This window comes from Lactococcus sp. LG606, assembly GCF_017309645.1.
Classification (GTDB): domain Bacteria; phylum Bacillota; class Bacilli; order Lactobacillales; family Streptococcaceae; genus Lactococcus; species Lactococcus petauri.
This window is the reverse complement of sequence record NZ_CP071301.1, coordinates 321,571-335,659: the sequence shown is the minus strand read 5'-3', so window position 1 is coordinate 335,659 and position 14,089 is coordinate 321,571. Positions and strand designations below refer to the sequence as shown.

The window sequence follows — 14,089 nt, the reverse complement described above, 5'->3', positions numbered from 1 at the left end:
CAAGTATCAAAACTACAAGAGTAATGATTGCTTTAATCCAATCATAATTTGACATATAACCACTCTTTCCGCCCACTGGGCTTTTTTATTTTATAAAGTTAGATAAAAAGTTAGATTTTTTGTAGTTCACCCTTGACATACAACTACATTTCGTATAGAATAAAAGCATAGAGAAAACCCTTAATTAAAACATTTGAAACTGCCGGGAAGCGTGTTTGTAGTGTTTATAGTTAAGTTATTTTTCTAACGTTTTTTCTAACTTTTTATCTTACAAGAATCATTATATACGTTTTTGTAGTTCTTGTCAAGAATTTAACTACGTTTTTGTAAAAAATATTTTAGGAGACCTATATAATGCCTGATACAACTACATTCGATAGAATAAAGGAACTCGCAGAAAAAAGGGGGAAGTCGCTCCCCGCTGTATCTGCTGATTTAAAATTTAGCGACAATCTTTTCTATCGTTGGAAAACATCCAACCCTAAAGCAAGTGACTTAGCAAAAGTAGCAGATTATTTTCATGTTTCAGTTGATTATCTTCTAGGTCGTGAAGAAAACGCAGGAAATAAAGAACCTATAGATCTTGCTGATTTAGTAGATGAAAATAAAGTTGATTGGGATGAATGGGTTTCTTTTGATGGTAAACCACTAACTGATGAAGTTAAAACAGCATTAAAACTTATTTTAGGTAAACGTCTTGAAGACTAATCGGGGGCTCTATGAACGAACAGGAACTAATAGAGCGTATAATACTTGAGATAGAAAAATATGGAATTGAAGTTATCGGGGACAACTTATTTCCTTTAGACGCTGTAACAAACAATAGAAAAAAGATAACAATTTTTAATCCCACTACGGTTAAAGCATTTAAGCTATGCCATGAATTGATGCATATTAAAAATAATGATCCTTATCGTCTAGGTGAATGTGACACTACAAGCCCTCAAGAGAAACGAACTAATAAAGAAGCTATTCTTTTTCTATGGGATATATTCATAACTGAGGGTGGGAGCTTTGATATTTTTCAAAGGTTCATTGAAATATCTGGATGCCCTTGTGATACTTCTTTTTCTCTTCTTTGTAAAGTTAATGAAAAAGTCATAAATGAATTAAAAAAAGAAGGTAACATCCAAAAAGACTTTAGTAAAATGTCACTAAAAGAATGTGTTATTGATTACATTTCGCATTTTGATGTTGTGGAACAAATCAATACTTATCAGTTTCTTGAAGCATACAATTTACCTTATGAAAATTATGATAGAGCAGTTGAACTTTTTTAAAAATATGCTCAAGCTAGATTATGCTTGTTAACACAAAAACTACGTGCGCTAATCACGATAAAAGGGTAAGGAGAAATTTTATGAAAAAATTGTTACCTCTATTTGTAATAGTATTATTATTACTGACAGGGTGCGGTACTTCCCCAAAAAAAGAAGCCGAACAATTCTATGATCAAGATGCATTAAAAAATATAGCATTGTCATTAGATAGACGTTGGGATTACGCTGATTCAAAAGAGGCTATGCAAGCTGATACTATTGAAATGTACAAAAAATCAACTCAGATTGAAATAGATACCTTAAATTCACAAGATTTCAGTAATAAAAAATTTAAAGATAACAAATTAAAAGAATTATACCTTGCATATAAGAATCAAATTGATGATATAAAAAAAATGCTAGAACATACTAGCACATCATCTATTCCAGAAAAGTGGATGGAACTATATGATGAAAGAACAAAAATTTTATCTCAAATAAATGATATTAAAGAAATACCTGTAAAAAATAAAGAGACATTAAAAGAATTAATAAATAACGGAAATGAAGTGAAGGAAACAGAAAGTGTTGATAAAAAAATCAACGCCCTTTTATCATCAATCAAATTTTCATCACAACCCCAAGAATACGAAAGTGATTACAAAGTATACGAAACTAATATAGAAAATACAACTGGAAAAAAATTTAAAACATTTGGTGCTAAAGTATATCTCGAAAATAATGAGGGAATAAGAGTAGATACTCAATATATTAATATTTCTGATTGGGAGCCAGGTCAAAAAGTGAGTGTAGATTTCACGACAGATAAAGAATTTTCAAAGTCAACAGTCGTTAAAGATTATTATGATTTAGAAAATTGAAAAGACGTTTAATATTTTATGGCTGATAACAATTAATAAGTTAAGCATAAAAGCATAAATTTTATATAATTCAATTAAGGGTAGTTTTATGAAAAAATCAAATAAAAAAATATTAGGAATATTTTTCGCAGTAATCATATTAATTCTAATTTTGAAATATTTAGCAATTCCTCTAGGTATTGCAGGTCTAATCTATATTATATACAAGTATATAAAAACAAAAGATAAAAAAATTCTCATTTGGGCTATAGCACCTGTTTCCCTTCTTTTAATTGGCGGAACGTTAAACAATAACTCATCGACAACTGCCACTAGTAGTCCTCAAACTTCTGAAAATCCCCAACAAAACTCTTCATCAATAGTCAAGTCTTCTTCCAAAGAAAGTACAACATCTTCTTCTATATCTGTGAAAGAATCTTCCGAAATATCCATTAGTGATACTCCACAAAAAACTACTACTGAAGAACTTTCTAAGCCGGATATTATAGAATCTTCAGAAGATTCTAGCGTTGCTCCTGCTATAACAGCCACTGAAGAAAATCCTGAAGCAACAGTAGAATCTACTGCACCTACAGAAGATCGAACTGTCTACGTTGCAAGTCACGGGAACTCAAAAGCTTACTGGTATAGTATATCAAATATGCCTTCATCTACAAAAATAGAAAATGTTGTTACAATGACGGAAACAGAAGCACTAAACTCTGGAAAGCATCATTCAATGAAAGAATAAAACGTACGTTATTCATTCTAAAAAAAAAAGCAAGGATAAACATATATGATCGATTTTAACAACGCTTCTTTTATTAAGTTAAAGCCTACAAATGATGATGCTTTTCTTAATAATATCTCCCCAATATTTGTAAACGGTGAATCTGTTTTAGGAACATTCAAAGGTATCCGTGATGGAGTCGTATTTACAACGCATCGTATTATTGCTATCAATGTTCAAGGTATTACTGGTAAGAAAAAGGATTTTACATCTCTTCCTTATTCTAAAATTCAAACTTTCTCTATTGAAACAGCTGGCACTTTAGACTTAGACAGTGAATTAGAATTATGGTTCTCAGGTTTGGGAAAAGTCAAATTAGAATTCTCTAATCGTGCAAATGTATCTGAAATTGCAAAAATCATATCTGAAAGAATTTTATAAATAAAAATCCGTCCTAAACTTTGGCGAGTCGCGGGACGGATTTAAAAAAACAAGTATATGAAAACCACGTTATTCGTGAGGTTTTCTTGTACTCTATTTTACAGAAAAAAGGAGTAGAAATCAAATGTGGGTTGAAGAATTAACCAATGGAAAATATAAATATATTGAACGTTACATAGAACCATATACTGAAAAAACTAAAAAAACATCAATAACTCTTGATAAAAACACTGCACAAGCCAAAAAACAGGCGCTCACACTGCTTCAAGAAAAAATAGATAAACTTACCAACACTAACAATATAACAGCTAAAATCACGCTATCAGAGCTATATGAAGAGTGGTTCTCTCGCTATAAGATCACTGTAAAGCAACGAAGCGCTCTAGCTACTTCTAAGGCAATGAAAAAAGTGTTTGTATATGTTCCCAAAAATAATCTAGTAAAAAACTTGGATCGTCAAATATTCTTAGATTTTTTTGATAAGATATATAGTTTTGGTAATCTATCCTACGCTTACACTATCCAAATAAAAAATACACTTGGAAATATGCTTAATTACGCTGTTGAAAGGGAATATATTGATAAAAATCCAATAGCTTCCATCAAAATTAAAAGAAAAAAAAGACCAAGAAGAAAATCATAAGCAAAAAATGGATGAGAAGTTTCTTGAAAGAGAAGAAATCGATGCTATAATCACATATTTAAAGAAGAATAAAAATAATTTACTCCATGCGAGAATAGTTGAATTTTTATGGCTCACTGGGTTGAGATATGGTGAACTACAAGCCCTGCAATGGAAAAATTATAATGGCACCAGCATAGAGGTAAATGGTACTCTTGGGATAAACAATGAAAAAATTAGTCCAAAAACAGTAGCAAGTAATCGAATTGTTGACCTCCCTCAAAAGGCAAAAGATATTCTACAAGAAACGAAAGCAGCAAACAAACTATATTTTAATCTAGTAGAACCAGGCGACTATATCTTTCTTTCAAATAGAAAACTCCCTCTTGGAGTTCAATCCTTTAACCGTATTCTCAAAAAAGCAGAAAAAGAGTGCAATATAAATAAATCACTTTCTAGCCACATATTCCGTCATTCTCACGTTTCACTTCTCGCAGAGTTAAATCTACCTTTAAAATCTATAATGGAACGTGTAGGTCATTCTAACGCTAATACAACACTAAAGATTTACAACCATGTCACTAAAAAAACTCGTGAAGAAGTTATTGAAGCTCTTAATAATATTTAGAATCTTGCCCCTTTCCTGCCCCTTTTTAATAAAATAAGAAAATCGATATAACAAAACCCTTGTATTTACAAGGGTTTTTAAATTATTAAACGTCAATAGTAGAATATTGTGCATTGGCTTCGATAAATTCGCGACGTGGTTCAACACGATCGCCCATTAGCATATCAAAGATTTTGTCTGCTTCAGCGGCATCTTCTACAGATACACGCGCCATGAGTCGGGCATCTGGATCCATAGTGGTTTCCCAAAGTTGGTGGTCATCCATTTCTCCTAAACCTTTATAACGCTGTACTGTTGGTTTAGCACGACCTTGAGACCATTTTTCAAGTGCAAGCTTCAGCTCACGCTCTTGATTTTCCCCTGGTTGAATGTATTCTTTTGTTTCCGAACCGACTTTGATACCGTAAATTGGTGGTTGAGCAATATAAACATAGCCGGCTTCAACTACAGGACGCATATAGCGATAGAAAAGAGTCAACAAGAGTGTACGAATGTGTGCCCCATCGACATCGGCATCGGTCATGATAACCAGTTTATGATACCGTGCTTTAGATAAATCATAGTCAGCACCAAAACCAGTTCCCATCGCTGTAAAGAGTGAACGGATTTCTTCGTTTGCTAAAATTTTATCCATTGTCGCTTTTTCCACGTTCAAGATTTTACCACGGATGGGCAAAATAGCTTGGAATTCTCGATTACGACCAGACTTAGCAGAACCACCAGCAGAATCCCCTTCGACGATGAAAAGTTCCGTTTGCTTAGGATCATTGGAAGAGCAGTCCGCAAGTTTACCAGGCAAGTTAGAAATCTCTAAACCTGATTTTTTACGCGTTACTTCACGTGCGCGTTTGGCCGCAATACGTGCCTTGCTTGCAAGAATCCCTTTCTCAACAATCTTCTTCGCAACTTGAGGATTCTCAAGCATAAAGGTTTGCAAAGCTTCTGAGAAAAGCTTATTGACGATACCTGTTACTTCACTATTCCCCAGTTTGGTTTTCGTTTGACCTTCAAATTGTGGATTAGGGTGTTTAACAGAAATGACAGCGGTCAAACCTTCACGAACATCGTCCCCAGTAAGGTTCTCTTCGTTATCTTTAAGAAGCTTTTGAGCCTTTGCATAATTGTTTATCGCACGCGTTAAAGCTGTACGGAAACCTTGTTCATGCGTACCACCTTCATGCGTATTGATATTATTTGCAAATGACATGATTGTTGAATGGTAAGTTCCTGTATATTGCATAGCAACTTCGACAGTGATTCCATCTAACTCACCCTCTGTATAGATTGGCGTATCAAAAATAACTTCCTTGTTTTCATTGATAAAGGAAACATAAGATTGAATCCCACCTTCATAGTGGAACATAGCATGATTGTCTTCTTGACCTTCACGTTTATCGGTAATAGAAATACGCAAACCACGGTTCAAGAAAGCCAACTCACGGACACGTGTCACCAACTTATCATAGTCAAAAACTTGAGTTTCGGTGAAAATTGTTGGATCTGGTGTAAAGTGAACGACCGTCCCCCGTTTATCTGTTTCACCAATAATGGCCAAATCTTCGATGACAACACCACGATGGTATTCTTGATAGTATTTTTGACCATCTTTATGTACAGTAACGTCTAACTGTGTAGAAAGGGCATTAACAACGGATGAACCAACACCGTGTAAACCACCAGAAACTTTGTAGCCGCCACCGCCAAATTTACCACCAGCATGAAGGATGGTAAAGACCGTTTCAACCGCAGGACGTCCTGTTTTTTCTTGAATGTCTACGGGAATACCACGTCCATCATCGACAACTGTAATTGAGTTATCAGGTTCAATAAACACTTCGATATGGCTGGCAAACCCCGCGAGCGCTTCATCGATCGAGTTATCAACAATCTCCCACACTAAGTGGTGCAATCCTTCCTTTGAAGTTGATCCGATATACATCCCAGGACGCATACGCACCGCTTCAAGTCCTTCTAAAACTTGAATTTGACTGGCATCATATTCTTCTGCCATTTTTTCAATTTGTTCTTTATTTTCTTCGTTCAAAATAATCTCATTTCTTTGAAAATACTTACTTATAATTATAGCACATTCTAGCTTTTTTTACTATATACTGCGAGCCATAAAAGCTTTTACTCCATCTTAATAATTTCAGAAAAAAAGCAGCTTTACGCTGCTTTTTTGTTTAATATATTTCGTCTTTTTTCTTAATTCATCCGAACTTTCGGTGATTTTTTCCATGACCAAGGAAGATAAATAACAAGCCAAAACATCAATACAATAAAAATTAAACCTAAGATATAATAAGAACCGAACACATTATAGATGGGTTCAAGTGGACTTCCCGGAACTGGTGTCCTTAGGAAGAAAAAGTTTTGATTCCAAACTTGATTGAGGACTGCACAAATTGGCACAACAATCGCCAAAAAAATAGCAGAGCGCCAGAGTTCACGCCATTGAGGGACAAAATCGCCTGAAATCAGACGCATTAAAACATACGAGATAAGTAAGCAATGAATCAAAAAGCTCTGCCATACAAAGACATTAACAAAATCATTGGTTACCCAGTTCGGTGTCACAAGTGCAAAAATTGCTCCAGGTAAAGTTAAGCTATACAAGAGCTCACGACTCGTCTTATTTGAACGCATTGCATCAAAAACAATAATGAATATGCCAAGTCCACACAGCTGCAAAGGCAAGTCTGCGTACAAAAATTGATGAGTCATCACTAAAATGATATCTCTAATGATTTCGAGCAACAGGGTAAACGAGGCAACAAGTAGACGTAACAGTTTACGTCTCTCGTCATTTGCGCGCAGATAAATACGAATCAAGCCAAAACTGAGCAGTGCTAGAACAGCAAGGGCAAAAAAGTGATTGGCACTAAAAAGGCCAAAGCCTGGCCCAACTGCTTTTTCATTCGATATAAGAAAAGTATTCATTGTGGTTCAGTTTACTCCATAATGTCTGATAATTTTTTGATGCTTCGCGTTGCTTGGGGATACTCCTGCTGGCTATCAAAGAAAATAGTCGCAATACCCGCTGCACGACCGGCTTCAATGTCCAAAGGACGGTCACCAATCATCACCGTCTTTTTGGGGTCTAAGTTATATTTTTGTACTAAATATTTTATTGAATCTGGTGCTGGTTTACGTGGGAAACCATTATCAGCAGTAACAACTTCAGTAAAATACTGAGAAATATGGGCTGCCTCAAGAATATCCAGTACTTGCTTATCTCTATGAGAAATCATAAAATTTTTGCAGTTCTGGCTCACGATAGTATGCAAAAGATCAACAGCACCTTCAAACAAAATTGGCTTGTCCAAAGCTTCTGCTTCTAATTTCCGATATGTTTCAAGAAACTGCGGTATATGACTCGCGTATTGGTCCACAGCATGTGCTGTAGAAACTTTGAGTGCTGCGTAGACATCGTCATGCAAAACTACTCGCTCTTCCTTTTGCCAAAGTGCTGCAGCAAAAGCATGACTAGAATTTTCGTAATTATTAAGTAAAGTGCCACCTAAATCCCAGATATAGTTTTCGTAGTTCATTTGATAATTATATCACAGCCAAGGGCTGGCTTTCTGTTTTAAACTTATACTTCTTATTTTCTAAGTAAAGGCTGTGTGCTACATCTAAATGAACCGCCCAAACTTCGGGATATTTTAAAATCAAGGTATTCTGGGCGGATGCCTCGTACTTCAAGAGCTTCGCCAATATATTTAAATTCAGAATCTAGTATATATACCTCATCATTTATTGGTAGACCATTTATTGCTAGCTTTGCAATATCTTCAAAAGGAACATTTATTCTATCCCAATTTTTAAGCTGTTCAGGTATACCAGTTAGAAAGGCTTCTTCACAGATAATCATTAGACCATCTCTAACTAGACTTAGAGCGCAATCAAGATGCAAAACATCATGATGAAGTTTAACCTCAATCACCTGATAGCCCCAATGTGCTAAATAAGCTTTAAGCCATAAATAGCCGTTATGATTGCTCGCTTTACCTGAATTTCCTACAAATACTGTTTTTCCTAAAACGAGGATATCGCCACCTTCTAAGAAAGGTCCACTCTCATCCGTTTCTCCTTGTGAAGTATCTGCCATTGGAAGAGAAACGTAAAAAGCATCGCTAGAATAGGCTTGTTCAGTGAGTAAGTTTCTTACGGGTAAAACCTCGTTGCGGCGATGGAAAAAGCGCATAGCCCCTTCAATCAAAGAGTCACCAATCGTAAAGAACGGGTCACGTACAAAAAAGTTTGCAGCACCATAGACTTTTCCTTGTTCTTTCTCATAATCCGTGAGAAGACGTGGTCGCAAAACTTCAATATCATATTTTTCTAACAAAGCTTGTAGATTAGTACGCTCTGCTTCCCATTTTCTTTGTCTTTCAGGAAATACTTCTGCATAATTTTTTCCACTGGTGTCTTTATTATTAAACATATCAAGAACATCATCTTCAAGGAAGGAGCCATCATCATTGGTATGTTCTTCGTGAGGTAAGATAAATTCCGATTGTGTTAAAACTACACGTCTCAGTGGTGCAAACTCACTTGTAACACCTATCTCATTTACATTGCTCATTTTTATTTCCCTCCTTAAAAACTAAATTGTTAACTAATTCTTATATTATAACATTTTGTGATTTTAAAAAGTCCTCACATTGGTGAGGACTAAAGATGTTACAAAAAGAGTATTATTTGGAATAGTTATATTATACATTCGTCTTCTTAAGCAAGACTAAAAAAGACTGCTTTTTTAATGAATTAATATCTTTTTTCTAGATTTGTCTGAATTTTTATATATTTACTATAATATAATAGTAATTTTGACCTTAAACAAGGTTTAATTAAGTTTTAAATGTAATAATAATAGTTACAACACTGATAAATATAGGCTCCTTTTAAAGCAATTACAAAGATACGAAATTATTTATTCAAAGCTTTAAGGGTATCCTAGAAATAACGAACTGTTAAGGAGAACTTATGACACTTTTAGGCGTAAAAATAGATAAATATTTTATGCGGGATTTACTGATACTACTGATCGGCGTAGGACTATATGTCCTATCTGTACAGCTTTTCGTTATCCCCAACCGACTAGCCAGTAATGGCGTTGCTGGATTTTCTGTATTGATGGACTTTGTCTTTGGTGTTAATCCAGCTTTAACTTTCTTCCTTGTTAATGTGCCGCTCTTTACTTTTGGCCGTAAATACTTATCTTCGCGTGAGCTTCTTCTCAGTATTCCGGGTGCAGCCGCTATGAGTGTCTGGATGATAATTTATGAAGCAATCGGAATTACAGGGATTCAGTTTTCTAATATTGTCTTTGCTGGTATTTTCGACGGAATTCTCTCAGGAACAGCTGCTGGTTTAGTCATTATTTCTGAAGGAACCTTTGGTGGAACGCTGCTTCTAGGACGAATTTTAGAAGAAAAATGGAGCTTCAAAGTAGACAAAGTTTTATTTGGTGGTGATGTCATTGTTTTGAGTCTTTCGCTTCTCACATACCTTACCTTACTCAATTTTGCTGTCACATTGTTGTCTTGTTACCTCTTCAGTAAGGTCACTTTGATTGTTGGCCGTGCTGACTATCGTCAAGAACTCTTGCAACGTCTTTCATTCATACGTCTACCTCAGTTTGGTACTCAAACGATTAAAGAGCGAAATAGAAAGTAAGAAAAAAAGTTTCCAAAAATGTGGAAACTTTTTTATTTGTGTTCAAAAGCGAAGCTACTGGCATATTTTTCTAGCATAACAAGTGTTGAACCTATCCACAAATTGAGACTTTTTTGTTATACTAGTGACATGACATATGATAAAAAGCGCCGCAAGGCGACTTCTAAAATCCGAAGTTTCTTTCGCATTATTTTCCAGCTTTTGATTTTTCTCTTTGTTGCAGCTAACCTCTTGAATTTTAGAGTGATACAAACCAGTGATAATCGTAATGACACTGAGCTTGCCAACCAAGTTGAAACAATTACAGAATATAACTTCATTCGTACTATAGCACCATATGCGCAAGAATCACAAGAAAAGTATAATGTTCTCGCTTCTCTGACTTTAGCTCAAGCTGCTTTAGAAAGTAACTTTGGCCAAAGCGGACTTGCCGCAAAATATTACAATCTTTTTGGTATCAAAGCTTACGGAAATGTCCCCACAGTAACTTTAGAAACCAAAGAATTTGAAAATGATAAATGGGTGACTGTAAAAGCGCAATTTCGCGTTTACGATGGTTGGAAAGAATCTGTCGAAGGACATGCCTATCTCTTTACTAAGGGCACTACATGGAACCCTAAGCAGTATGCGAGCGTTTTAGCTGCGAAAAACTATAAAGAAGCTGCGAAAGCGGTGCAAACTTCTGGTTATGCAACTGACCCAGCCTATACTGAAAAGCTCATTCAAATGATTGAGAGTTACGGTTTAGATCAATACGATAAGATTTAGTCTTTCTTTCTCAAAGACATAAAAAACGTAGAAACAAAAACTCTGTTTCTACGTTTTTTATTTTATTCAAACAGGAATCTACTCTCCTACTGCAAAATCATGCCCTTGCCTGAAGCATAATCAATTTGAATACCTGGCTGCACATTTGGAATGAAAACATTAAACTCTAAGCTTCCATCTTTCGACTTGGCTTCCATATGCGTCCCTGAGGGAACGAGATCATTCCCATCATACATAGGTTCTACACGATAACGGACTGTTTTATTCTTATCGAGCGCTTTACGCACTAAACCTTCATAATAGTTTTGCCCTGTATTTTCCTCGTTGCCATTACTTGCCTGATTGGCCCAAGCGGTTTGTGTACTGATATTTTGTGGATTTGCTTCAGAAGCATCAAAGCCTTTAATATTTCCAGCTAGCGCGTAGCCAATTGAATGTCCTCGGTTATAGAGTGTGCTGTATGAACCAGAAGGAATCATGAGTTGTTTCCAGCCTACAGGATTTATTTTCGCACTGTTGGACTTTCCATCTGCTCCCGTTGTTTCTGAACGGTTTTTGTACTGGCGGCTTGTCTTGTTGAGGAGTGCATTGGCAAGTTTGGGACGACCTAAAGCATCTTGTTTTGCCAGTTGAACATAAGGTGCACTGTTAACTTTAGCATCCAAGTCTGTTTTATTGTCATTGACAATAAAGGCACCAGTTCCATTATAAGTGACTGAATCTTTGAGGTTCTTTTTAATTGAAGGTGTCAAAACTGATTGTGCTAAAGATTGTGTCGGCACTTTGTCTTTGACACTGCCATAATCTACCTTGCTAAAATTCTTAAGTTGCTGGCTTTGCGCTGGCTGATTCAGTGATGGTGTTCCTGTGACTGTCGACAATATTTCGGGATTCGACTTTAGAAATCCTAAGCCAAGAACGACAACTGTTCCTAGAATCCCTGCGCCTGCTTTCAAACCTGTTTGTTTTTTCTTTGCCATCTTCGCTCCTGATTTTATCTTATTACTCGTTCAATGTTTGTTTCTTCTTGTCTCAAAAACCACATAAAGAAAATAGACTTTCGTCTACTGCTACTTCCCTTTATTAGATTAGGGATTTCTAAAAAGTTTATCGTACTGTTCTTGCGTACGAATCATATTTAAATCTAAATGTCCACCATAGCTCGACAATTGTCCGCGGTCCGTGAACTGGTGCATGTCATAGTTCAAATCTGTTTTAGGAGATGTATCCCACATCCCGGTATTTCGACCATAATCAGCCATCCAAATTGAACTAAAATGGCTAGAGTCAATCTTATGGTCAGTCAAGAACCAATCTTGCGCGTAGATACCTATATTCTTGGCACCTAGGCTCTTAAGCTCCTCACGGAAAGCATCCACACCTTCGCTCATGTTATCCATGCTGACTTCTTCAATATCCAGCCAATAATACGTTGGTTTAAAAGGATGAGCTCGCTCATAAAAAAGACGTGCCTGTTCTTTCATCTCTTCAACATTTTTACCATTGACATAGGCATATACAGCAACAGGAACACCACGCTTTTGCAATTCGCTCATATGCGTTTTAAATTGACGATCTTCACCACTTTTATAAGCTGCTGCATTGTCCTTACTTGACTTTCCTGTCTGTACACGTACGACAGCACCAATGACTTCTTGACTCATTAAATTATAATCAATATCTTCTGGGCGTTGCCATGCGGAGATATCTACTACAAAACGGTTCAAATCAACATCATCATTGCTTAATGATTTATTTACAACCACCGTTTCTTCTTTTTCATGCGTCGCTGCCATTTCGGGAACCTGGTATCTTAGGTTACCAAAAGCAAAGACCAGAGCAGTAAAAATTCCAGCAACAATCATGGTTGCTAGAGGGGTAAGCTTTTTTCTCATATTACTATTTTCACTCTTCATTCACACTATTGTAACATAGATTAGAACAATATCTTTCAGATATGCATACTTAATCTAACAAAAAACGCTCAAAAACTTCATTTCCTAATTCAAATCCTTTTTCCGTCATCTGAATCCGTCCATCAGCTTCAAACAACATTTTTTGAAACGCCAATTCTTCAATAATTGTGCCATAAACTTCTTCAAGTGTTTGACCAAACTTTTTATGGAAACGTTCAATGGATACGCCATTTTTTTTGCGTAAGCCCAGAAACATTTCCTCTTCAATCCTTTGTTTTCTTGTCAATATTTCTTCATTTACACGTTTATTTTCCTCGCGTAAATAATGATGAACAGGTCCATGATTTTTATAACGAATACCATCAAGATAACCTGAAGCTCCAGCTCCAATGCCATAGTATTCCGCATTGTCCCAATATGTCATATTGTGCTTACTTTCATAGCCGATTTTTCCAAAATTTGAAACTTCATAATGCGAATAACCTTTAGAAGTCAGCATTTCAATAATATACTCATACATATCCGCATTGCGATCATCAGATGGTAAACGGAGGCGTCCACGACGTTGACGATTCATGAATACTGTATGATCTTCTAGTATCAGGCTATATAAGGCAACATGGGGAAGGTCCAATTCTAAGAATTTTTGAACATCCCGCTCAACCATTTCCATCGTTTGGTTCGGTAAGCCATAAATTAAATCTATTGTGATATTTTCAAATCCGACAGTACGTAGTCTTTCTATTGAAGAGTAAACTTGTGCTTCAGTATGTGTTCTCCCAATTTTTTTCAAGAGTTTATCATCAAACGATTGTACACCAAGTGAGATGCGGTTCACAGGCGAATTCGCTAAAACAGCAAGGACTTCATCTGTTAAATCAGAAGGGTTTGCTTCCACTGTGAACTCTTCAAGTTCTTCTAAATCAAGCTTTTTTGTCAGATGCGTGAGTAATTTTTCAAGCTGATCTGCAGGTAAAACACTCGGTGTCCCACCTCCAATATAAAGCGTTTTCAAACTACTAATATCATAACTATCATATTCTTTGAGCAACTCATCAATATAGGCTTCGACCGGTTGTCCCGTCATCAAAACTTTAGCAAAATCACAATAGTAACAAATATGTGAGCAAAAAGGGATATGGACATAAGCTGCTTTTGTTTCGTTCTTTTTCACTTTATTTCC

General features: G+C 35.8%; 16 protein-coding genes. 9 read left to right on the top strand and 7 right to left on the bottom strand.

Going from position 1 to position 14,089, the window contains the following annotated elements; all coding sequences use genetic code 11:
* The first annotated feature begins 354 nt into the window (after window positions 1-354).
* The 7 genes from J0J35_RS01710 (at window position 355) to J0J35_RS11525 (ending at window position 4,540) form a co-directional block, all read left to right on the top strand.
* A complete protein-coding gene (locus J0J35_RS01710) occupies window positions 355-708 on the top strand; it encodes an XRE family transcriptional regulator (protein ID WP_206917320.1) in 354 nt (117 codons plus the stop codon).
* Window positions 709-719: 11 nt separating this feature from the next.
* Window positions 720-1,280: a hypothetical protein gene (locus J0J35_RS01705; protein ID WP_242534029.1), complete on the top strand. Its 561-nt coding sequence runs from the start codon at window positions 720-722 to the stop codon at window positions 1,278-1,280.
* Window positions 1,281-1,360: 80 nt separating this feature from the next.
* A complete protein-coding gene (locus tag J0J35_RS01700; protein ID WP_206917318.1) occupies window positions 1,361-2,140 on the top strand; it encodes an FxLYD domain-containing protein in 780 nt (259 codons plus the stop codon).
* Between the two features lie 88 nt (window positions 2,141-2,228).
* Complete coding sequence (locus J0J35_RS01695; RefSeq protein ID WP_206917316.1) at window positions 2,229-2,870, top strand: hypothetical protein; 642 nt, start codon at window positions 2,229-2,231, stop codon at window positions 2,868-2,870.
* A 45-nt stretch (window positions 2,871-2,915) separates the two neighbouring features.
* The gene (locus J0J35_RS01690; protein WP_206917313.1) at window positions 2,916-3,290 is read left to right on the top strand and encodes a PH domain-containing protein; all 375 of its coding nucleotides are present in this window, start codon (window positions 2,916-2,918) and stop codon (window positions 3,288-3,290) included.
* Window positions 3,291-3,414: 124 nt separating this feature from the next.
* Window positions 3,415-3,933 (top strand): hypothetical protein, encoded by a 519-nt coding sequence (locus J0J35_RS11530; protein ID WP_242534028.1) that lies wholly within the window; start codon window positions 3,415-3,417, stop codon window positions 3,931-3,933.
* A gap of 7 nt (window positions 3,934-3,940) precedes the next feature.
* Window positions 3,941-4,540, top strand: a complete 600-nt coding sequence (locus J0J35_RS11525; protein ID WP_242534027.1) for a site-specific integrase — start codon at window positions 3,941-3,943, stop codon at window positions 4,538-4,540.
* 85 nt (window positions 4,541-4,625) lie between these two features.
* On the opposite strand, the gene gyrB is transcribed toward J0J35_RS11525, so the two are convergent.
* The 4 genes from gyrB to J0J35_RS01665 form a co-directional block, all read right to left on the bottom strand.
* The gene (gyrB, locus tag J0J35_RS01680; RefSeq protein ID WP_206917311.1) at window positions 4,626-6,584 is read right to left on the bottom strand and encodes a DNA topoisomerase (ATP-hydrolyzing) subunit B; all 1,959 of its coding nucleotides are present in this window, start codon (window positions 6,582-6,584) and stop codon (window positions 4,626-4,628) included.
* 161 nt (window positions 6,585-6,745) lie between these two features.
* A complete protein-coding gene (locus tag J0J35_RS01675) occupies window positions 6,746-7,480 on the bottom strand; it encodes a TIGR02206 family membrane protein (protein ID WP_206917309.1) in 735 nt (244 codons plus the stop codon).
* Window positions 7,481-7,491: 11 nt separating this feature from the next.
* Complete coding sequence (locus J0J35_RS01670; protein ID WP_019292135.1) at window positions 7,492-8,091, bottom strand: HAD family hydrolase; 600 nt, start codon at window positions 8,089-8,091, stop codon at window positions 7,492-7,494.
* Window positions 8,092-8,144: 53 nt separating this feature from the next.
* Window positions 8,145-9,128, bottom strand: a complete 984-nt coding sequence (locus J0J35_RS01665; protein WP_206917307.1) for a dimethylarginine dimethylaminohydrolase family protein — start codon at window positions 9,126-9,128, stop codon at window positions 8,145-8,147.
* 401 nt (window positions 9,129-9,529) lie between these two features.
* On the opposite strand from J0J35_RS01665, the gene J0J35_RS01660 reads away from it, so the two are divergent.
* Entirely contained in the window at window positions 9,530-10,222 is a 693-nt protein-coding gene (locus tag J0J35_RS01660) for a YitT family protein (RefSeq protein ID WP_206917301.1), read from the top strand.
* A 129-nt stretch (window positions 10,223-10,351) separates the two neighbouring features.
* Window positions 10,352-10,990: a glycoside hydrolase family 73 protein gene (locus J0J35_RS01655; protein WP_230625245.1), complete on the top strand. Its 639-nt coding sequence runs from the start codon at window positions 10,352-10,354 to the stop codon at window positions 10,988-10,990.
* A gap of 86 nt (window positions 10,991-11,076) precedes the next feature.
* Here J0J35_RS01655 and J0J35_RS01650 read toward each other — a convergent pair whose 3' ends face one another.
* The 3 genes from J0J35_RS01650 to hemW form a co-directional block, all read right to left on the bottom strand.
* Complete coding sequence (locus J0J35_RS01650) at window positions 11,077-11,970, bottom strand: DNA/RNA non-specific endonuclease (protein WP_019292138.1); 894 nt, start codon at window positions 11,968-11,970, stop codon at window positions 11,077-11,079.
* Between the two features lie 108 nt (window positions 11,971-12,078).
* Window positions 12,079-12,885 carry a GH25 family lysozyme gene (locus tag J0J35_RS01645; protein ID WP_019292139.1) on the bottom strand — a complete coding sequence of 269 codons (807 nt, stop codon included), beginning with the start codon at window positions 12,883-12,885 and terminating at the stop codon, window positions 12,079-12,081.
* A 70-nt stretch (window positions 12,886-12,955) separates the two neighbouring features.
* On the bottom strand, window positions 12,956-14,080 hold the full coding sequence (gene hemW / locus J0J35_RS01640; protein ID WP_206888642.1) for a radical SAM family heme chaperone HemW: 1,125 nt from the start codon (window positions 14,078-14,080) through the stop codon (window positions 12,956-12,958).
* Between the last annotated feature and the right edge of the window lie 9 nt (window positions 14,081-14,089).

What these genes read in the sequence shown, in the direction of transcription:
- J0J35_RS01710 (WP_206917320.1), top strand. Translation starts at nt 355, where the DNA reads ATGCCTGATACAACTACATTCGATAGAATAAAGGAACTCGCAGAAAAA.
- J0J35_RS11530 (WP_242534028.1), top strand. Translation starts at nt 3,415, where the DNA reads ATGTGGGTTGAAGAATTAACCAATGGAAAATATAAATATATTGAACGT.
- J0J35_RS01650 (WP_019292138.1), bottom strand. Translation starts at nt 11,970, where the DNA reads ATGGCAAAGAAAAAACAAACAGGTTTGAAAGCAGGCGCAGGGATTCTA.
- J0J35_RS01665 (WP_206917307.1), bottom strand. Translation starts at nt 9,128, where the DNA reads ATGAGCAATGTAAATGAGATAGGTGTTACAAGTGAGTTTGCACCACTG.
- J0J35_RS01700 (WP_206917318.1), top strand. Translation starts at nt 1,361, where the DNA reads ATGAAAAAATTGTTACCTCTATTTGTAATAGTATTATTATTACTGACA.
- J0J35_RS01695 (WP_206917316.1), top strand. Translation starts at nt 2,229, where the DNA reads ATGAAAAAATCAAATAAAAAAATATTAGGAATATTTTTCGCAGTAATC.
- J0J35_RS01705 (WP_242534029.1), top strand. Translation starts at nt 720, where the DNA reads ATGAACGAACAGGAACTAATAGAGCGTATAATACTTGAGATAGAAAAA.
- J0J35_RS11525 (WP_242534027.1), top strand. Translation starts at nt 3,941, where the DNA reads ATGGATGAGAAGTTTCTTGAAAGAGAAGAAATCGATGCTATAATCACA.
- J0J35_RS01660 (WP_206917301.1), top strand. Translation starts at nt 9,530, where the DNA reads ATGACACTTTTAGGCGTAAAAATAGATAAATATTTTATGCGGGATTTA.
- J0J35_RS01645 (WP_019292139.1), bottom strand. Translation starts at nt 12,885, where the DNA reads ATGAGAAAAAAGCTTACCCCTCTAGCAACCATGATTGTTGCTGGAATT.
- J0J35_RS01675 (WP_206917309.1), bottom strand. Translation starts at nt 7,480, where the DNA reads ATGAATACTTTTCTTATATCGAATGAAAAAGCAGTTGGGCCAGGCTTT.
- J0J35_RS01670 (WP_019292135.1), bottom strand. Translation starts at nt 8,091, where the DNA reads ATGAACTACGAAAACTATATCTGGGATTTAGGTGGCACTTTACTTAAT.
- J0J35_RS01690 (WP_206917313.1), top strand. Translation starts at nt 2,916, where the DNA reads ATGATCGATTTTAACAACGCTTCTTTTATTAAGTTAAAGCCTACAAAT.
- J0J35_RS01655 (WP_230625245.1), top strand. Translation starts at nt 10,352, where the DNA reads ATGACATATGATAAAAAGCGCCGCAAGGCGACTTCTAAAATCCGAAGT.